Source organism: Streptomyces sp. NBC_00252 (genome assembly GCF_036187565.1).
Classification (GTDB): Bacteria; Actinomycetota; Actinomycetes; order Streptomycetales; family Streptomycetaceae; genus Streptomyces.
The window spans coordinates 4,814,541-4,833,808 of sequence record NZ_CP108087.1 but is presented as its reverse complement, the minus strand read 5'-3'; the positions used below and the strand labels follow the sequence as shown (position 1 = coordinate 4,833,808).

Below are 19,268 nucleotides of genomic sequence, written 5' to 3'. Positions count from 1 at the left end.
AATCAATACTGGCTCCAAGGTGAACTCTGGGCGACGAGTGTTCGAGGTCGCACTCCGATGGCTGTGGCCAGGAGGTATCCCATGCCTAACCTGGGGGCATGGACGTGAACGCGGCGGTCGCCGCAGCGGCAGCGATCGCCGGGGTACTCACCGGTGTCATCGCCATGCTGGCGTTCCGCTGGAGCGAACGCGACCAGAAGCGACCGACCAGGACCTCCCTGCATACGGACCCGGTGCTTCCGCCGGGTGTGGACACCGTGCTCTCGGTGCTCCGCTCCTCTGCCGTCGTCCTCGACGAGGCGGACGCCGTGGTCAAGGCCAGCTCGGCGGCGTACGCCCTCGGACTGGTCCGTGGCGGAAAACTCTCCGTCGATCCGATGCTCCAGATGGCCCGGGACACCCGGCGCGACGGCGAGATACGCCAGGTCGAGCTGGATCTGCCCCGGCGCGGCACCGGACGAGGGGAGGCCCTCGCGGTCTCCGCCCGGGTGGCGCCGCTCGGCTCCCGGCTCGTCCTGCTCCTCGTGGAGGACCTCACCGAGGCCCGCCGTATCGAGGCCGTACGACGAGACTTCGTGGCGAACGTCAGCCACGAACTGAAGACCCCCGTCGGCGCGCTCTCCCTCCTGTCGGAGGCGGTCATGGACGCCTCCGACGATCCTGAGGCGGTGGAGCGTTTCGCCGGCCGCATGCAGATCGAGGCCACGCGCCTCACCAACCTCGTGCAGGAGCTCATCGACCTGTCGCGGGTCCAGAACGACGACCCCCTCGAAGACGCCGAACCCGTCCGCGTCGACGAACTCGTCGCCGAGGCCATCGACCGCTGCCGGCACCAGGCCGGCACCAAGCAGATCACCATGGCCGCCGGCGGCACCGCCGACCTGCATGTCTACGGGAACCGGGGCCAGCTGGCCGCCGCCCTCGGAAACCTGGTCGAGAACGCCGTCAACTACTCGCCCGCCCGCACCCGCGTCGGCATAGCCGCCCGCCGGGTGACCGCGCCCGGAGGCGACCACATCGAGGTCGCCGTCACCGACCAGGGCATCGGGATCTCCGAGAAGGACAAGGAGCGCGTGTTCGAGCGCTTCTACCGTGTCGACCCGGCCCGCTCGCGGGCCACCGGCGGTACGGGTCTCGGGCTGGCGATCGTCAAGCACGTGGCCGCCTCGCACGGCGGGGAGGTCACGGTGTGGAGCTCCGAGGGACAGGGCTCCACGTTCACCCTGAGGCTGCCGGAGGCGGGTGCGGCCCGCGACCGTGCCCACCAGCACCCCGACCTCGACGACGAGGTCGAGGGGTCCCCTGAACCATCCCCGTACGAACCGCTTCCCGCCCCGGAGGTCCTTCCGTGACCCGAGTGCTCGTCGTCGAGGACGAGGAGTCCTTCTCCGACGCCCTGTCGTACATGCTCCGCAAGGAGGGCTTCGAGGTCGCCATCGCGACCACCGGGCCCGACGGACTCGACGAGTTCGAGCGCAACGGCGCCGACCTCGTCCTGCTCGACCTCATGCTGCCGGGCCTGCCCGGTACGGAGGTCTGCCGCCAACTGCGCGGTCGCTCCAACGTTCCGGTGATCATGGTCACCGCCAAGGACAGTGAGATCGACAAGGTCGTCGGCCTGGAAATAGGAGCCGATGACTACGTCACCAAGCCCTTCTCGTCCCGTGAGCTCGTCGCCCGTATCCGGGCCGTCCTGCGCCGCCGCGGCGAGCCCGAGGAGGTCACCCCGGCCGCCCTCGAGGCAGGTCCGGTCCGTATGGACGTGGATCGCCACGTGGTCACGGTCTCCGGCTCCAAGGTCGACCTGCCCCTCAAGGAGTTCGACCTGCTGGAGATGCTCCTGCGCAACGCGGGCCGCGTACTGACCCGTATGCAGCTCATCGACCGGGTCTGGGGCGCCGACTACGTGGGCGACACCAAGACCCTCGACGTCCACGTCAAGCGCCTCCGCGCCAAGATCGAGCCGGACCCGGGCGCGCCGCGCTACCTGGTGACGGTCCGCGGCCTGGGCTACAAGTTCGAGCCGTAGACCGCGAGCGCGTTCTTACGGGCGCTACGACGATGGGCGGGACCTCTGCGCGAGGTCCCGCCCATCGTCGTAGCCGTACGACTGCTACCGCTGACGCTCAGCCGGTCGTGGTGGCCGACTCCGTGGCCGTCGCGCTCGCGGAGGCCGAGTCGGTCGGGGTGGCCGACGTGCTCTTGCCCGGCTTCGGCGAGCCGGAGGTGGACGCGGAGGCGCTCGGGGCGGCCGAGGGCATCGCGGTCGGGCCCCACTTGGTGAAGTAGCTGTCCGCCGGGACGACGAACGCGCTCAGGCTCACGGCACCGGTCGTGCTGAGGGTGAAGGTGATCTTCTGGGCGTTGCCGTCCGGGATGCTGCCGGAGTCGCTCAGCGCGGCGGAGGCGTTGCCCTTGCCGCCCAGGACGAGCGAGCCGAAGGCCGGGACGACCAGCTTGCCCTTGCCCTTGGCGGGGGACAGCGTGGCGGAACCGGCGCCGTCCACGCTGACGGAGTCCAGGGTCTGGGGGTCCTTGCCGGTGTTGAACAGGGTCGCGGAGATGACCGCGGGGCCCTTGGCCGTGGTGTCGGGCTGGGTGATGACGAGCGCGTTCTGCACCTTGATGACACCGACGGAGACGGCCGCGTTGTCCGGCTTGACCTCCAGCGTCTGGGCGTCGTTGCCAGCACCGCACGCGGCGAGCGAGGCGATCGAGAACGCGATGGCGGCGGCGGCGAGGGCGCCGCGTCGAAGGCTGCTGCTCACGGCGGCGGCTACTCCTTGAACGTGGGCGGAGCAGGGCGACTCCCGAATAAAGCCGCCCTAAGTGTCTGTCAGCGGCCTTAGGTTACCGAGCCGTTCCCGCACCACCGCACCCGACCCTCCCCCAACCGGGTGCCCGTGTGCCACAAGTGACTCACGGGTCACTTGTGCCCGCCACTCGTCCGGCATTCACATAAGCAGCTCAGCCGTCCGCCGGCGGATTTTCCGTGAAGAATGCAGGGCGCCTCGGAGAATTGATCAACGGCCGTTCCGTGGACCTCGGTGATCAATTCCGGATTCGTCTCGTACCGGGCTCCGGCCACCGAACGGAGTAGCGGAAGTCGACCACTTGGAACCAGACATTTAGGGACGTTCGTCCGCTTGGAGGCGCCTCCGGATGTGTGTAACGTACGCGTTTCACCTCGCCCGGAGAGCCGCTCCGACCTGCGAATACCCTCTTCCGCTCGGCCTCCGCAGCACGTTCCTGTTGCTGTTGTCAAGCCCCGAGATATGCCCTGACCTGCGAAAACGCCATTCAGAACCCGCAGTTTCCGTGTTACCCTGGATAGCCACGGAAGGGGTACCTGTCACATGACGTTCAAGGTTGGCGACACCGTGGTCTATCCCCATCACGGGGCCGCGCTGATCGAGGCTATCGAAACTCGCCAGATCAAAGGCGTGGACAAGACCTACTTGGTGCTGAAGGTCGCTCAGGGTGACCTGACGGTGCGTGTGCCAGCGGACAATGCGGAGTTCGTCGGCGTGCGTGATGTGGTCGGTCAGGACGGGCTGGACCGGGTCTTCGAGGTGCTGCGCGCTCCGTACGCCGAGGAGCCCACGAACTGGTCGCGTCGTTACAAGGCAAATCTGGAGAAGCTCGCCTCCGGCGATGTCATCAAGGTCGCGGAAGTCGTCCGTGACCTGTGGCGTCGTGAGCGCGAGCGCGGACTCTCCGCAGGTGAGAAGCGCATGCTCGCCAAGGCTCGCCAGATCCTGGTGAGCGAGCTCGCGCTCGCGGAGAACACGAACGAGGACAAGGCCGAGGCCCTGCTCGACGAGGTTCTCGCGTCCTGACGCAGGCGACTGGTACGCCCTGCTCAGCACACTGAAATGCCGTGGTGCCCGATGACAGCTCCCTTGTCGCCGGGCGCTTCGGCATGTTCGGGGAGATTTTCCGACCCGCCCCCGACACCGACCTCGTCGAAGAATCCATGGACTCCGCGAACTCCGGGGACCCCGAGACTCCGACTTCGTCGAACGCCAGGGGAAACGTCCCCCGATAATGGTGTGCCGGGCCCGGGCAGCAGGCTCGACCGGTGTCACGGAAGGGTCCGGTCAAGGCGTCGCGCCCGGCACTCCTGAGGCCATACCCACGTAGGTCGAGCACACAAACCTGACAGGAACCGATGTCTGACGATTCGCGCTCTTCGCAGGCGCAGTCCTCCGTCGCCGCCGTGATTCCGGCCGCCGGACGGGGCGTACGCCTCGGACCGGGCGCCCCCAAAGCGCTCCGCGCGCTGAACGGCACCCCCATGCTCATCCACGCGATCCGGGCGCTCGCCGCGTCCCGGTCCGTGTCCCTGGTCGTCGTCGTGGCCCCGCCCGACGGCGCCGCCGAGGTGAAGACCCTCCTCGACGCGCACGCCCTGCCCGAGCGCACCGACTTTCTGGTCGTCCCCGGCGGCGACTCCCGCCAGGAGTCCGTGAAGCTCGGCCTGGACGCGCTGCCTCCCGGCTACGACGTCGTCCTCGTCCACGACGCGGCCCGTCCGCTCGTCCCGGTCGACACGGTCGACGCGGTCATCGAGGCCGTACGCGACGGAGCGCCCGCCGTCGTACCGGCCCTGCCCCTCGCCGACACGGTCAAGGAAGTCGAGCCTGCCGAGACGCCGGGCGCACCGGAACCGGTCGTGGCCACTCCGCGACGCGCCCGCCTCCGTGCCGTACAGACGCCCCAGGGCTTCGACCGCGCCACGCTGATCCGCGCCCACGAGACGGTCACCGACAACGTCACCGACGACGCGAGCATGGTCGAACAGCTCGGCCTCACGGTCGTGGTCGTCCCCGGCCACGAGGAGGCCTTCAAGGTGACCCGCCCCCTGGACCTGGTCCTCGCGGAGGCGGTCCTGGCCCGCAGGAGGCTCAACGATGGCTTCTGATGCGTACCCCCTGCCCCAGGTCGGCATCGGCACCGACATCCACGCCTTCGAGGAGGGCCGCGAGCTGTGGTGCGCGGGCCTGAAGTGGGAGAACGAGGGCCCCGGCCTGGCCGGCCACTCCGACGCGGACGTCGTGGCCCACGCGGCCTGCAACGCCCTCTTCTCCGCGGCAGGCCTGGGCGACCTCGGCCAGCACTTCGGCACCGGCCGCCCCGAATGGTCCGGCGCCTCCGGGGTCACCCTCCTGACCGAGGCCGCGAGGATCGTCCGCGAGGCCGGCTTCACGATCGGCAACGTGGCGGTCCAGGTCGTAGGCTCCCGTCCCAAGATCGGCAAGCGCCGGGACGAGGCCCAGAAGCTCCTCTCGGAGGCGGCCGGAGCCCCGGTGTCCGTTTCGGGGGCGACAACGGACGGCTTGGGTTTCCCGGGGCGGGACGAGGGCCTGATGGCAGTGGCAACAGCCCTGGTCGTGAAACACGCGTGAGTGAGCTGTCTTTTAGGGGCGCGGGGAACTGCGCGACCAGCCCCCACCGGCCCGCAGCTAACAATCGACCCAACCGTCTGAGGCACAAGGAAACGCCCACTACCCTTGTACCGTGACCATTCGCCTGTACGACACCAGCGCCCGGCAGATTCGTGACTTCACCCCGCTCACCGCGGGCTGTGTCTCGATCTACCTCTGTGGCGCCACCGTGCAGGCCGCCCCTCACATCGGCCACATCCGCTCGGGCCTGAACTTCGACATCCTCCGCCGCTGGTTCGAATACCGCGGCTACGACGTCACGTTCATCCGCAACGTCACGGACATCGACGACAAGATCATCACCAAGTCCCGTGACCAGGGCCGCCCTTGGTGGTCGATCGGCTACGAGAACGAGCGCGCCTTCAACGACGGTTACAGTGCGCTCGGCTGCCTCCCGCCGACGTACGAACCGCGCGCGACCGGCCACGTCCCCGAGATGATCGAGATGATGCGCGGGCTCATCGAGCGCGGTCACGCGTACGAGGCCGACGGCAGCGTCTACTTCGACGTGCGCTCGTACCCGGACTACCTGGAGCTGTCGAACCAGGACATCGACGACCTCCGCCAGCCCCCCGAGGACGGCATCACCGGCAAACGCGACCCGCGCGACTTCGCGATGTGGAAGGCGACCAAGCCGGGCGAGCCCGACTGGGAGACCCCGTGGGGCCGCGGCCGCCCCGGCTGGCACCTGGAGTGCTCGGCGATGGCGCACAAGTACCTGGGCCCCGCCTTCGACATCCACGGCGGCGGCCTCGACCTGATCTTCCCGCACCACGAGAACGAGATCGCCCAGGCCAAGGCCTACGGCGACGACTTCGCGCAGTACTGGGTGCACAACGCCTGGGTCACCATGAGCGGCGAGAAGATGTCGAAGTCGCTCGGGAACTCCGTCCTCGTCTCCGAGATGGTCAAGGCGTGGCGCCCGATCGTCCTGCGCTACTACCTCGGCACCCCGCACTACCGCTCGATGATCGAGTACAGCGAGGAGGCCCTGCGCGAGGCCGAGTCCGCGTTCGCGCGGATCGAGGGCTTCGTGCAGCGGGTCGTCGAGAAGGCCGGGGGCGTCGTCGAGCCCGCCGCCGAGGTGCCGCCGGCCTTCGCCGAGGCGATGGACGACGACCTGGGCGTCCCGCAGGCGCTCGCCGTCGTCCACACCACGGTCCGGCAGGGCAACAGCGCGCTGGCCGCCGACGACAAGGAAGCCGCCGTAGCGCGTCTCGCCGAGGTGCGTGCCATGCTCGGCGTCCTCGGCCTGGACCCGCTGGACCCGCAGTGGGCGGGCGAGACGGACCGCGGCGAGGACCTGCACGGCGTCGTCGACACCCTGGTCCGGATGGTCCTCGACCAGCGCGAGGCCGCCCGGGGCCGCAAGGACTGGGGCACCGCGGACGCCATCCGCGACCAGCTCAACCAGTCGGGCCTGGTCATCGAGGACGGCCCGCAGGGCCCCCGCTGGACCCTCGGCCCACGCTGACCCCACCCCGGTCAACGAAGATCGACTGTGCCGCCCGGCCTCCCGGGCGGCACACTGCATAGACGTACGTATTCACCGCACTCCACGACGGATCACAGAGACAGGTAGGTCATGGCAGCCAACAACCGCCGCATGTCCGGCAAGAAGGGCGCGCAGGTCGGCAGTGGCGGCCAGCGGCGCAGGGGCCTCGAAGGCAAGGGCCCCACCCCGCCCGCCGAGGCGCGCAAGGGCCACAAGAAGAACCGCATCGCCAACTCCAAGGCCAAGCAGGTCCAGCGCCGTCCCGCACCGCGCGGCCGCGGCGGCAAGGGCACGTCCGAGATGGTCGTCGGCCGCAACCCGGTCGTCGAGGCGCTGCGCGAGGGCGTCCCGGCGGTCACGCTCTACGTCCAGCAGTTCATCGACAACGACGAGCGGGTCCGCGAGGCGCTCCAGCTCGTCGCCGAGCGCGGCGGCGTCCACCTCATGGAGGCCCCCCGCCCCGAGCTGGACCGCATGACGAACGGCCTCAACCACCAGGGCATGGTCCTCCAGGTCCCCGCGTACGAGTACGCGCACGCCGAGGACCTCGCCAACGCGGCCTACGACAAGGGCGAGGACCCGCTGATCGTCGCCCTGGACGGGGTGACCGACCCGCGCAACCTCGGCGCGATCGTCCGCTCGGCCTCCGCCTTCGGCGGGCACGGCGTCCTCGTGCCCGAGCGGCGCGCCGCCGGCATGACGGCCGGTGCCTGGAAGACGTCCGCGGGCGCCGCCGCGCGTACGCCCGTCGCCCGCGCCACCAACCTGACGCGCGCCCTGGAGGCGTACAAGAAGGCGGGTCTCGCGATCGTCGGTCTCGCGGCCGACGGTGACACCGAGGTCGGTGAACTCGCCGCGCTGGAAGGCCCGGTGGTCATCGTGGTCGGCAGCGAGGGCAAGGGCCTGTCCCGACTCGTGGGCGAGACCTGCGACTTCAGGGTCCGCATCCCGATGCCCGGCGGCGGGGAGTCCCTCAACGCCGGTGTGGCGGCGGGCATCGTGCTCTACGAGGCGTCCCGCAAGCGTTCCTGAACGGACGTTCGGCACCGTCACCCACTCGGGGCAATCTGCGGGTCGAGGGCGAGCTTGACGCTGTCCGGACACATCCGGCAAGTCAAAGCAGTGTCCTAAACACACGTCACTCGGTTAGATGAGTGTGGACACCAGAACACCCCGCACACCCACGGGGGACCGCTCGTCGGGATTCGACGACGCTCCCGCGCTGAGCATGGTGAAGGTGCCGAGCGATCCGGCGCAGGTCATCGTCAATCATGCGAGCTTCCGCGTGCAGCTGGGCGCCTCGACGCGCACCCAAAACCCGCGCCTCGCACGGCACTTGAGTGCCGCCGAGGACACCGCCCGGATGCCCGCGGCCGGCGCGGGTGCCGCGCGCCGCAGGCCCGTCGTCTGGAGCGGCAAGTCCGCCCCGGACGACACCGGCGCCCACCGGCTCCTCCAGGCCGTGCGGGGCAGCGGCGTCCGTCACGGCGAACAGCCGGCCGGCGACGCCGGGGCCACGCAGGTCATCCCCCGTATCGAGGACGGCGGTTACGCCGCCGGCTACGACGGAGACCTGACCGCGCAGACCCTGGAAACGCCCATCGTCGGCGCCCAGCGCGGCCACGCGCACGACACCGGCGAGAACCGACTCCTGCCCCAGATGCGGACCGTGGGCAGCGCCTACGACGAACCCGCCTACGGGGACCGGGAGTTCGAGGACTTCGACGCCGACGAGTCGGACGCGCGGCGCGACCAGCGAGCCCGGCGCTACGGCAACGACCCGGTACGGCACGCCTATTACCCAGGCCGCCGGATGAACCTCGGCGTCGTCCTCCTCCCGCTCCGCATCTTCCTCGGCTTCATCTCCATCTACGCCGGCATGGGCAAGCTGTGCGACCCCGTCTACTTCGACGGCGGCAAACGCGGCTCCATGGTCAAGTGGCTCAACACCCTGCACCCGTGGGAAGTGGCCGAGCCGCTACGGCAGTTCGCGCTCCAGCACCCCGTCGGCTCCGGGCTCGTCATCGCCTTCGCACAGGTCATCGTGGGCGTCCTCACGATCCTGGGCCTGTGGCAGCGGGTCGCCGCGGTCTTCGGCGCGCTGCTCTCCGCGGCACTCATCGTCACGGTCAGCTGGAAGACCGTCCCGGCCTACGACGCCCCCGACATCATCTACCTCGCCGCGTGGTCGCCGCTGATCATCGCGGGCGCCCCCGTCTACTCCGTCGACGGCCGCCTCGCGGGCAGCGCCTGGCGCCGCCTCGGACCCCGCGCCGACATCTGGGAGCTGCGCAGTTACGTGCTGCGGCGCGGCGCCCTCGTCACGGCCGTCTCCATCGGCCTCACCCTGCTCATCGGCTCGCTGCTCGGCGGCGCGGTCCGCGACTCCAGCCGCGTGGTCGTCCCCGGCCCCGGCGAGGCCCCGCGCAACGAACTGCCGGGCACCCCGCTCCCGGGCGAACCGACCAAGAGCCGCAGCAGCAGCCCCAAGGCGTCCAAGTCGCCGTCCCAGCACGCGACGTCGCCGAAGCCGACGGGTGCCGCGACGACCCCGGGCGCGACCCGCTCCTCGTCCGGTACGGCCACCAGCGGCACCCCCAGCCAGACCCAGGGCACCGCGGGCCGCACGCAGCCCCAGCAGTCCTCCCCGGCCGGCGGCGGCCAGGCCCCCAGCACCACCTCAGGACCCACGTCCAGCGGTGGCACCAGCGGCGGCGGCACCGGCACCAGCGGCGGCTCCAGCACCGGAGGATCCTCCTCCTCCGGCCAGCCGGGCCTGGTGGGCGGCCTGTTGGGGTAGCTGGGCCGGTGGGCGGCTTGCTGAAGCAGTCGCCCACCGGCTGATCCCGGTGAGTACGGCGAAGGGGCCCGCACTTTCAAGTGCGGGCCCCTTCGCCGTCGTACTCACGACGGACCGGCACCCGAAACATGACCTGGCCGACCGTCAACGCCCCAGTGCGGCAAGCTCCTTGGCGGCTTCGGTCAGGTCCTTCGCGGTGTCGATGGCCCGCCAGTAGGCCCCCTGGGGAATCGGGAACCCGGCCAGCCTCAACTCACGCGCGAGGTGAGGGAACGTCGTCCGCTCGTGATCCCCCCGCTCCGGCAACAACCCGGCGAACTCGGGCGAGAAGACGTACACGCCCGCATTGATCGCGTACTGCGTCGGCGGCGACTCGATGAAGTCCGTGACATGCCCGAACCCGTCCGTCTGCACGGCCCCCCACGGAATCCGGGGCCGGGCCAGGGCAAGCGTGGCGACCGCGTCGCGCTCGGTGTGGAAGTCCGCCATGTCCCGCAGCGAGAACCGGGTCCAGATGTCCCCGTTCGTCGCGTACCAGGCCTTGTCCGGCCGCGGCAGACGCGCGGCGGCGTACTTGAGGCCACCGCCACGGCCCAGCGGCTCCGTCTCGACGACGGTCGTCACGTCGACCGGCAGATCGGCCGACTTCAGCCAGTCCTGCAGCACCTCCGCGAGATGCCCGCAGCTGACCACCACGTCCGTCACGCCCTCCTCGGCGAGCCAGACGAGCTGATGGCCGATGATCGGAGTCCCCGTGCCGGGGATCTCGACCATCGGCTTGGGCCGGTCGTCGGTGTACGGGCGCAGCCGGGATCCCTGGCCACCGGCCAGGATCACGGCTTGGGTGGGGCGCGACGTGGCGTTCGGATCGGTCATGACCCGAACTGTACGTGGCGGCCCCACCGCATCTTTCGGCTGCAACCGTTCCTTAATCAGCCGTTACCGACCTCCTACTCCGGGCACCGGCTCCGGTCAGCTGTGCGCGGCCATGACCCCGGAGGCGAACGCGGTGTCGCACACGGGGCGGGCGTAGGACTGGGCTCGCGTCGCGCCGTAGATACGGACCGCGGCGCGGCCCAGGGCGCGGGCGATGGAGGTGCAGTGCGTGGCGAGCGACGGGTGGCCGTTCACCGCCTCCTGGAGGTGCGTCAGGACGACGCCGGGGTTCTTGTCCTGGAGCTCCGTCATGAGCTGGTCGCGCAGGATGTCCTGCGGGGCGCGTGCGGCGGCCCGCGAGGAGGCTCCGGCGGCCGTGACGTCGGTCGCGGTGAGCATCGAGCTGGAGGGGCTCCCCGACCAGTTGACCCGGGTGACCGCGAGGGTCCCGGAGAGCACCATGACGACGGGCAGGACGAGGGCGAGCGTGCGGCCGACCCGGCGAGCGGGGCCCCGGCCGCGTCGCGGCTGTTGGTTATTGGAGTGCTTCACGCGTGTGAGGGTAGCGTCCGGTAATGATTTGGCGACATTTAGTCACCAATTCGGGGGATGGATCGGTGCCTCGAATTGGGTAAGGGGTTGACGAACGCTGCTCGAAATGACCGGTCTGCCGGGGTATTTGTCGACACGGTCGGGCGTCAGGACCCAGCAGGAAGGGCCCCGCGGCGATCCGCGGGGCCCTTCCTGGGAACGTTTGAACAGACGGTGAGTTCTGGTCAGTCGGTGAGGCGCTCGCCCGTGGAGGTCGAGAACACGTGGATCTCGCCCGGACGCGGGACCACGTGGAGCGTGGAGCCCTTCTCCGGCACCGAGCGGCCGCTGACGCGGACCACGAGGTCCTTGAGGTCGTCGTCGACCTTGGCGCTGCCGTAGACGTAACCGTCGGCGCCCAGCTCCTCGACGACGTTCACGGAGACCGCGAGACCGGCCGGGGCGTCCTCGGTGTCCTTGGTGAGGGACTTCGCGGCCTCGCCGTTGTGCTCGTCGATGTCGAAGTGCTCGGGACGCACGCCGACGGTGACCGTGCGGTCGCCCTTGTCGGCGGCGGCCTTGAGGGCCTCGCGGTTGACCGGGACGACCGAGTTGCCGAACTTCACGCCGCCGTCGGTGATCGGGACCTCGATCAGGTTCATCGCGGGGGAGCCGATGAAGCCGGCGACGAAGAGGTTCGCGGGGCGGTCGTACATGTTGCGCGGCGAGTCGACCTGCTGCAGCAGACCGTCCTTCAGTACGGCCACCCGGTCGCCCATCGTCATGGCCTCGACCTGGTCGTGGGTGACGTAGACGGTGGTGATGCCGAGGCGGCGCTGCAGCGAGGCGATCTGCGTACGGGTGGAGACACGGAGCTTGGCGTCGAGGTTCGACAGCGGCTCGTCCATGAGGAAGACCTGGGGCTCACGCACGATGGCGCGGCCCATCGCGACGCGCTGGCGCTGACCGCCGGAGAGGGCCTTCGGCTTGCGGGCGAGGTAGTCCGTGAGGTCGAGGATCTTCGCCGCGTCCTCCACCTTCTGGCGGATCTCGGCCTTGTTGACGCCGGCGATCTTGAGCGCGAAGCCCATGTTGTCGGCGACCGTCATGTGCGGGTACAGCGCGTAGTTCTGGAACACCATGGCGATGTCCCGGTCCTTCGGCGGCAGGTGCGTGACGTCGCGGTCACCGATGCGGATGGCGCCGGCGTTGACGTCCTCGAGCCCCGCGAGCATCCGGAGCGAGGTGGACTTGCCACAACCGGAGGGACCGACCAGAACGAGGAACTCCCCGTCCTCGATCTCGATCTCGAGTCCGTCTACGGCGGGCTTCTCGGAACCCGGGTAGATCCGGGTCGCCTTGTCGAACGAAACAGTGGCCATGGTGAAGGGCCCCCTTCTACCGGCAGGAACGTGCCGGACGATCCGTTGTAGGAAGGTGGTGGTGTAGTCCACGCGAGTGAACTGGGTCAGGACGGTACCCGGCGTTCGCCTGCGTGTCAGTACCTCCGGGCATGTGAACTTCGCGGAAATTTTCGACAGGGGGGTGCGGGGACCTGGGTACACTGCTCGGGCATGTGATCGCGCGGGTGGTTCCGTGCGGGCGGTACGCGTCCTGACAGTCGCGGCAGCCATGGCCGTCATGGCAGCCATGGCACACGTGCAGGCCTCCTTAGCTCAGTTGGCCAGAGCAACGCACTTGTAATGCGTAGGTCGTCGGTTCGAATCCGACAGGGGGCTCCTTCGAAGGCCCAGGTCATGTCTCTCTGACCTGGGCCTTGACGTATTCAAGCCGCGCAGGACGAAGACACCACGCTCGCCGGGGACTGCCACCGCAGCGGACCTCTGGATTCGAGTGGGGGGATCTCCGGTGCGGCGGGCTCCGCGAGCAGGTGGCGTAGCAGGTTCAGCACGGTGAACCTGGGGGTGCCGTCGGCGTCACAGCCGGCTGGGCGGACCAGGCCCCGGGTGCACAACAGGTGGATGGCGCTCAGCTCCGAGGCTCCGGCCTGATCCGGGGCGGAGACGGCCTGGGCCATGGTGAAGGGGAGCGCATGGGCGGCGAGCCGGTGCAGGATGCCGGCGTCGCGTGGGTGCAGCGATGCGACGGACGCCTCGAGTGCCGCCCGTAGAGCGGCGGTGTCGTGGCCGGGCGGGGTGGCGAGCTTGAACGGATCGCGCTGGGCCATGCTCAGGAGCTGGTCCGGGTTGTGGAGGAGGAGCCATGCGGCGGCGGCCTCGATCGCTCGGGGGATGCCGTCGAGGCGCTGGCAGACGCCGGCCAGAGCGGCCATGGTCCGGCTGTCCGCCGGGGCCTCGCGTTCGAGGGAGCCGCAGCGCGACAGCATCAGCTGCAGGGCAGGGCTGATGACCGATTCACGGCCGGTGGGGCCGACCGGACGGTCCGTCACGGACAGCGGGAAGACGGGGTAATCGGTGCCCGCGCCCCCCGTCGAGCCCTCGCGGGCCTCGCACAGGACGTGCAGTCCCCGGCACCGCGCCAGCAGGCGGCGGAGCGCCGCCTCCGCGGCGGGGCTCATGGTGACGCCGTGCACCACCAGCAGGATGTCGTCGGCGCCGAAGGCGGATGCCAACTGGTCGAGGGCGGCCTGAGGGTCGAGGGCGGCCTCGCGGTCGGGGTTGGGGTCGGACTCGGGATGCGCCTCGGGGTCGGGCTCGGCGTGGGACTCGGGGTCGGGGTTGGGGTACGACTCGGGGTGCGACTCGGGATCGGGGTCGGACTCGGGGTCGGGGTTGGCGTCGGACTCGGGGTGCGACTCGGGGTCGGGGTCGGCGTCGGACTCGGGGTGCGCCTCGGGGTCGGACTCGGCGTGGGACTCGCGGTCGGGGTTGACGTCGGACTCGGCGTGGGCCTCGGGGGCGGGGTCGGGGTTGGCGTCGGACTCGGCGTCGGACTCCGGGTCGGATTCGGGCCGCACCCCGCACGTCCTCGTCATGTCCCGGGCGCCGCGGAGCAGAGTGGCGATGTGCGCGTGCAGGGAATCCGTCGGCCTGCCGGTGGGGCCGCCCTCCGGTTCCGCCCAGACGACCGGCAGCCGGCCGGAGGCGTCCACCGCCCCGGCTACCTCCTGTATCAGCCGGGACTTGCCGACTCCGGCCATGCCGACCACTCGGATCAGGCGGTGTCCGCCGAGCTCGATCAGGCGGGTGAGGGCCTCGATGTCCCGCTCGCGGCCGATGGTCGGATCGAGGACGGCGGGTGGCGGAGCGAGGGAGGCGGCCGGTAGCCCGGGAGAGGCCTGCCCGGCGGCTGCTTCCTCGACTTTCGCCCGTTGGACTCCGGTCAGCCGCAGGCCGTCCAGCAGCAGCCTGAGCGTTTCCCGCCGGGGGTTGTGCGTGAGGTCGAGTTCGAGATCGCGAATCGTCCGGACACTGACGGTCGACAGGTCGGCGAGCTGGCTCTGGGTGACGCCGATGCGTCTGCGTGCCGCCTTGAGCACGGCCCCGAGGGTCGGAGACGTCTGGCGGTCCATGGTGGCGATGCGCTCGTCGGGGTGCTGCCTCGCATTCGGAACATCCTCGCCACTGGATCTCCTGCCGGGGATGGCCAACTGAATCTCGTCGCGCACCATCGCCACATCCTCCCGAAGTGATGTTGACTCTCTGCCTCTGTCTCTGCCTTTGCCTCTGGCTCGGAAGCCAAGTCTGCGCTGAAAGATGGTCTTCTTCGGCCATTTCTCGTCGGCATGAAGGGGTCCGGTCCGGAATATGACAGGCGTGCGGGCCGAGTCCTGTTCCGGCCGTTGCACAAAGCGTCCAGACGCATGTCGTGGTGAGGGTCGTAATGTTCCCCGATGCTCGGGAACATGTATCTCGTTCACGCGCTTCTACGCCTTTCCGATCACCCTGTGCCGGCCGATTTCGCGGCCTTCGTCAGCGGCTGCGCGGAGCCCGAGGACCGGCTCGACCACGCTGATCTGCACCCGGACGCCGAGGGCGGGCCGGTGCTCGGCCTCTTTGTGACCGCGCCTTCCATGGCCGCGGCGGAGGGCACGGCTCGGGTTCTCGTGGAGCGTGCGCTGAAGCGGCATCCAGTGCTGGACGAGGGTGCGCTCGTGCGCTGCGAGGTGCCGTTCACCCTCCCCTTCTACGAGTGGCTCGCGCTTCTCCCTGATGAAGCTGGACGGCTTATGCCAGGGCGCTTTAGGCCAGCGGAAACCGATGACAAGCCCGACACCGGTCGGGAAAAGTAATGGTCATCGGCCGAGGGACTTCCCCGAAAGGCCAACTCCCACCATCAGGGGCCCTGGTCGGCCCTGCCCTGAAACAAGGAGCTGTCATGCCTGTCACCACCGCCCTCAAGACCTCCCTCGTCGCCCTCCTGATCGTCCCCGCCGTCGCCCTCGCCGCGACCCCGCGGACGGGCTCCACCGTCGACCGCGCCGACACCGTCACGGTGACCCCGGTGGACGGCACAGACACCACCGGCTGGCAGTGACGCGGAGCCGGTTCCCCGCCGGACGACGTCCCTCGCCGGACGACGTCCCTCGCACCTGATTGCGATCCCCTGATTTTTCCCCGCGGAAGAGGCTTGTCGGATGACTGCGGAAGAGGCTTGTCAGATGGCTGGCGAGGCGAATATCGCGTTCCTCGGCACCAAGGAAAACCGGTCGACCCGGTCGAATCCCGGTCGGCATGTTTCTCCACCGACCGAACAACTCAGCCCCGCCTTTGACGAGTTGCCGACGGCCCTCGTGGTCGAGACGCGGATTGACCGCCGGACGCGGGAAAGCGCCCTCCCGACCCGCCTTTACGACGAAGCCGCCCGACAGGGTTGGACGGCCGCCTTCGACAACGCGGTCACACAGCAGCTGCACGGAATTACCCCGGGTTCCTTCGCGGGCTCCCGACGATCTGCCGGCCCTCCGCGACGACTGCCCGAAGACGATGTTCCCCGCCCTCCGCGCCGACGGGCCGTGGCGACTTGCCTCGGACCTCCCGGACCTCCCGGACCTCCCGGACCTCCCGGACTCCCCAAACCCCTCGGCCGTCACGAGGCCTTCCGTTCCCTACGTGCGCTGTCCGAGCCCCGCAGTGCTCATCGCGGAGCACGCGCCGGCGTTGGACACCATCCGGTCGGCAGCACCGGGCAGAAGCTGCCGCTCGGTCGCCGCCGCCGCTGCCGCCCCTGAGGCGTCGGTGCTCCTGAGGTCGTGACCCGTCAGCCGGCGGAGCTGCCCGGAGCAGACCGACCGGCACGGTACGGAGCTGCGCCCGGCGTCACTCGTCGCCGCCGAACCGGGACGGATACGCGCCGCCCACCGTCGCGGGTCCAACTCCTCCGCCACCACCCGTCGTCGCGGGTCCGACTCTCCCGCCACCACCCGTCGTCGCAGGTCCGACTCTCCCGCCGCCACCCGCCACCCGCCGCCACCCGCCACCACCCGCCACCACCCGCACCCCCCCCTGCAGGCCGACTCCTGGGGCGAGCGCGCCCACCACCACACGGACATTCCTTTCCGATTTAGGCAGAGGACCAATGATGTCAAGCACCCTTGCGGAACGGCCCACCCTCGCGGCCGGCACCTCCCTGACCGGCACCGTCCAGCAGCCGAGCGGTATGCCGGTGCATCGCTACAAGCCGTTCGTCGGCCCGGAGCTGCCGGACCGCCGGTGGCCGGCACGCAAGCTGCGCAAGGCTCCGCTCTGGTGCTCGGTGGACCTCCGCGACGGCAACCAGGCGCTGCCCGAGCCCATGGATCTGACGCGCAAGCACCGGCTGTTCCGGCAGCTCGTCGCCATGGGCTTCAAGGAGATCGAGGTCGGTTTCCCGTCGGCGAGCCAGGTCGACTTCGACTTCGTGCGCGAGCTGATCGAGGGGGACCTGATCCCGCACGACGTGACGATCCAGGTCATTATGCAGGCGCGTACCGAACTGATCGAGCGCACCTTCGAGTCGCTGCGCGGCGCCCCGCGCGCCGTGGTCCACCTGTACAACTCCGTCTCACCGCTCCAGCGCGAGGTGGTGTTCCACGCGAACCGCGAGCGCATCCTCGACATGACGGTGGAGGCGGTGCGGCTGATCACCAAGCTCGCGGACGAGCACGTCGGCGGCGAGATCCTGTTCGAGTACTCGCCGGAGTCGTTCACCGCGACCGAGCCCGACTTCGCGCTGGAGATCTGCGAGGCCGTCATGGACGTATGGCAGCCGGCTCAGGGACGTCCGATCATCCTCAACCTGCCGGCCACCGTCGAGTGCACGCTGCCCAACGAGTTCGCCGACCAGGTCGAGTGGATGGACCGCAACCTGAGCCGTCGCGAGCACATCAGCCTGTCCGTGCACCCGCACAACGACCGGGGCACAGGGGTGGCCGCGGCCGAACTCGCGGTGCTGGCAGGGGCCGACCGCGTGGAGGGATGTCTGTTCGGCAACGGCGAGCGCACCGGCAACGTCGACCTGGTGACGCTCGGCATGAACCTCTTCTCCCAGGGCGTCGACCCGATGATCGACTTCTCGGACATCGAGACGGTCCGGCGGGTCGCCGAGGAGTGCACGCAGCTGCCGACCCATCCGCGGCACCCGTACGCGGGCGACCTGGTGTACACGGCGTTCTCCGGGTCCCACCAGGACGCGATCAAGAAGGGGTTCGACTCGATGGAGCGGGCGGCGCGGAACGCCGGAGCCCTCGTCGACGAGACCCCCTGGGGCGTCCCGTACCTGCCGATCGACCCGAAGGACATCGGCCGTTCGTACGAGGCGATCATTCGCGTCAACAGCCAGTCGGGCAAGGGCGGGGTCGCGTACCTGCTCAAGACAGGGCACGGCTTCGACCTCCCGCGCCGTCTCCAGGTGGAGTTCTCCCGCCTGGTCCAGCGGCACAGCGAGGAGAGCGCCACGGAGGTCGGCTCCGCGCAGGTGTGGGAGCTCTTCACCCGGGAGTTCCTGGCCGAGGGCAACCGGCTGCGGGTGACCGGCGCGGCGGCCGGCGTGGTCGAGGCGGAACTCGACGGAGCCACCCGCTCCTTCCGGGCCGACGGCGGCGAGGCGTTCGCCGAGGCGCTGCGGGGCGCCGGCACGGACGTGGTCGCGCGGTCCCTCACCGTCCAGCCGGCCACCGCCGACAACTCCTCGGTGGTCGTCTACGCCGAGTGCACGGTCGGCGGGGAGAGCGTCTGGGGTGTCGGCCTCCACTCCGACGAGCCCGACGCGGCCGTGCGTGCCATCGCCTCCGCGGTCAACCGGGCCTCCAGGTAACACCGCGTCAGCCCGCGTCGGACCGGGGCGCCCGCCACGGCACGGTCCCACCCGGTGTCCGGAGTCATGAGAGAGGCGAGACAACGATGTTCAGAGATCTCCGGAAGCGTCCCGAGACGTCCCCCGACGGGCTGACCGAGGAGCTGACCTGCTACTTCCTTCACCACGCGGGTGGTTCCGCCGCCGGCTACATGCCGCTGGCGCGGACCTTCCCGCCCGGCTGGCGGCTGCGCGCCGTAGACCTCCCGGGTCGCGGCGCGGCCTCCCATCAGCCGCACTGCCGTGACGCGGCGGAGGCCGTGGAACTGCTCAAGCCCGCCATCCTCGGCGAAGTGAGCGGCCCGTACGCCGTGTTCGGGCACAGCATGGGCGCCCTGATCGGCTACGAACTCGTCCGGGAGCTGGAGCGGGCCGGTCTTCCGCCGGTGTGGCTCGGGGTGTCCGCGATGCCGGCGCCCAAGCTGGCGAGCGCCCACTTCTCGGAGCGCCGCGACCTGTGGCGGCCGGAGCAACTGATCGGCTTCGTAAGGAAGTTGGGCGGCACTCCGGAGGAGATGCTGACCGACCCCGGCACAGCGGACTGGGTGGTCGGCATTCTGCGGGGCGATCTGCACCTGGTGGACACCTACGTGTACGCGGAGGGGCCACCGGTCACGGTGCCGATGTCGGTCTTCATGGGGGCCGAGGACGAGTTGTCCCGGCCCGAGATGATCGACGACTGGCAGTCGTACTGCACTCGGCCCGTGCGGTTCCATTCGCTGCCCGGGGGCCACTTCTACCTGTTCGAGCAAGCGGAAAGCCTGGCTCGGTACATGGCCGAGGACATAGAGCGGGTCAAAGAGACCGCACTGCTGTGATCACAGTCCACCTGAAGCAAGAGATCGACCCCGACTGAGAAGGAAAT

17 protein-coding genes and 1 tRNA gene are annotated in these 19,268 nt (G+C 69.8%); 13 read left to right on the top strand and 5 right to left on the bottom strand.

Annotation, left to right across the window (positions count from 1 at the left end):
* Positions 1 to 98 precede the first annotated feature (98 nt).
* Entirely contained in the window at positions 99 to 1,352 is a 1,254-nt protein-coding gene (locus OHT77_RS20980) for a sensor histidine kinase (protein ID WP_266771034.1), read from the top strand.
* Positions 1,349 to 2,029: a response regulator transcription factor gene (locus OHT77_RS20975; protein WP_009340348.1), complete on the top strand. Its 681-nt coding sequence runs from the start codon at positions 1,349 to 1,351 to the stop codon at positions 2,027 to 2,029. The genes OHT77_RS20980 and OHT77_RS20975 overlap by 4 nt, the downstream gene beginning before the upstream one ends.
* Positions 2,030 to 2,126: 97 nt before the next feature.
* On the opposite strand, the gene OHT77_RS20970 is transcribed toward OHT77_RS20975, so the two are convergent.
* The gene (locus OHT77_RS20970; RefSeq protein WP_328830077.1) at positions 2,127 to 2,768 is read right to left on the bottom strand and encodes a DUF461 domain-containing protein; all 642 of its coding nucleotides are present in this window, start codon (positions 2,766 to 2,768) and stop codon (positions 2,127 to 2,129) included.
* Positions 2,769 to 3,356: 588 nt separating this feature from the next.
* Between OHT77_RS20970 and OHT77_RS20965 the strand changes: the two genes are divergently transcribed.
* From OHT77_RS20965 to OHT77_RS20940, 6 genes are all read left to right on the top strand, one after another.
* Positions 3,357 to 3,839 carry a CarD family transcriptional regulator gene (locus OHT77_RS20965; RefSeq protein ID WP_003953493.1) on the top strand — a complete coding sequence of 161 codons (483 nt, stop codon included), beginning with the start codon at positions 3,357 to 3,359 and terminating at the stop codon, positions 3,837 to 3,839.
* A 332-nt stretch (positions 3,840 to 4,171) separates the two neighbouring features.
* Entirely contained in the window at positions 4,172 to 4,924 is a 753-nt protein-coding gene (ispD, locus tag OHT77_RS20960) for a 2-C-methyl-D-erythritol 4-phosphate cytidylyltransferase (protein ID WP_328830076.1), read from the top strand.
* Positions 4,914 to 5,408, top strand: coding sequence for a 2-C-methyl-D-erythritol 2,4-cyclodiphosphate synthase (gene ispF, locus OHT77_RS20955; RefSeq protein ID WP_328830075.1), 495 nt, complete (start codon positions 4,914 to 4,916; stop codon positions 5,406 to 5,408). Before ispD ends, ispF begins: the two co-directional genes overlap by 11 nt.
* 112 nt (positions 5,409 to 5,520) lie before the next feature.
* Positions 5,521 to 6,921, top strand: coding sequence for a cysteine--tRNA ligase (gene cysS / locus OHT77_RS20950; protein WP_328830074.1), 1,401 nt, complete (start codon positions 5,521 to 5,523; stop codon positions 6,919 to 6,921).
* Between the two features lie 111 nt (positions 6,922 to 7,032).
* On the top strand, positions 7,033 to 7,974 hold the full coding sequence (gene rlmB / locus OHT77_RS20945) for a 23S rRNA (guanosine(2251)-2'-O)-methyltransferase RlmB (RefSeq protein WP_266771041.1): 942 nt from the start codon (positions 7,033 to 7,035) through the stop codon (positions 7,972 to 7,974).
* A gap of 118 nt (positions 7,975 to 8,092) precedes the next feature.
* A complete protein-coding gene (locus tag OHT77_RS20940; RefSeq protein ID WP_328830073.1) occupies positions 8,093 to 9,742 on the top strand; it encodes a DoxX family protein in 1,650 nt (549 codons plus the stop codon).
* A 144-nt stretch (positions 9,743 to 9,886) separates the two neighbouring features.
* Here the strand turns inward: OHT77_RS20940 and OHT77_RS20935 are convergent, their stop codons facing one another.
* The 3 genes from OHT77_RS20935 to OHT77_RS20925 form a co-directional block, all read right to left on the bottom strand.
* Positions 9,887 to 10,618, bottom strand: a complete 732-nt coding sequence (locus OHT77_RS20935) for a nucleotidyltransferase family protein (protein WP_328830072.1) — start codon at positions 10,616 to 10,618, stop codon at positions 9,887 to 9,889.
* 96 nt (positions 10,619 to 10,714) lie between these two features.
* Positions 10,715 to 11,170 carry a hypothetical protein gene (locus OHT77_RS20930; RefSeq protein ID WP_266771047.1) on the bottom strand — a complete coding sequence of 152 codons (456 nt, stop codon included), beginning with the start codon at positions 11,168 to 11,170 and terminating at the stop codon, positions 10,715 to 10,717.
* Positions 11,171 to 11,394: 224 nt separating this feature from the next.
* Positions 11,395 to 12,531, bottom strand: a complete 1,137-nt coding sequence (locus tag OHT77_RS20925; RefSeq protein WP_328830071.1) for an ABC transporter ATP-binding protein — start codon at positions 12,529 to 12,531, stop codon at positions 11,395 to 11,397.
* Positions 12,532 to 12,814: 283 nt separating this feature from the next.
* Here OHT77_RS20925 and OHT77_RS20920 point away from each other — a divergent pair.
* A tRNA-Thr gene (locus OHT77_RS20920) sits at positions 12,815 to 12,888 on the top strand.
* A gap of 47 nt (positions 12,889 to 12,935) precedes the next feature.
* Here the strand turns inward: OHT77_RS20920 and OHT77_RS20915 are convergent.
* Entirely contained in the window at positions 12,936 to 14,741 is a 1,806-nt protein-coding gene (locus tag OHT77_RS20915) for a helix-turn-helix domain-containing protein (protein WP_328830070.1), read from the bottom strand.
* A 234-nt stretch (positions 14,742 to 14,975) separates the two neighbouring features.
* On the opposite strand from OHT77_RS20915, the gene OHT77_RS20910 reads away from it, so the two are divergent.
* The 4 genes from OHT77_RS20910 (at position 14,976) to OHT77_RS20895 (ending at position 19,221) form a co-directional block, all read left to right on the top strand.
* The gene (locus tag OHT77_RS20910) at positions 14,976 to 15,362 is read left to right on the top strand and encodes a hypothetical protein (RefSeq protein WP_328830069.1); all 387 of its coding nucleotides are present in this window, start codon (positions 14,976 to 14,978) and stop codon (positions 15,360 to 15,362) included.
* Positions 15,363 to 15,448: 86 nt separating this feature from the next.
* Complete coding sequence (locus OHT77_RS20905) at positions 15,449 to 15,607, top strand: hypothetical protein (RefSeq protein ID WP_328830068.1); 159 nt, start codon at positions 15,449 to 15,451, stop codon at positions 15,605 to 15,607.
* Between the two features lie 1,041 nt (positions 15,608 to 16,648).
* Positions 16,649 to 18,364: a 2-isopropylmalate synthase gene (leuA, locus tag OHT77_RS20900; protein WP_443048077.1), complete on the top strand. Its 1,716-nt coding sequence runs from the start codon at positions 16,649 to 16,651 to the stop codon at positions 18,362 to 18,364.
* Between the two features lie 86 nt (positions 18,365 to 18,450).
* The gene (locus OHT77_RS20895) at positions 18,451 to 19,221 is read left to right on the top strand and encodes a thioesterase II family protein (RefSeq protein ID WP_328830066.1); all 771 of its coding nucleotides are present in this window, start codon (positions 18,451 to 18,453) and stop codon (positions 19,219 to 19,221) included.
* The last annotated feature ends 47 nt before the right edge of the window (positions 19,222 to 19,268 follow it).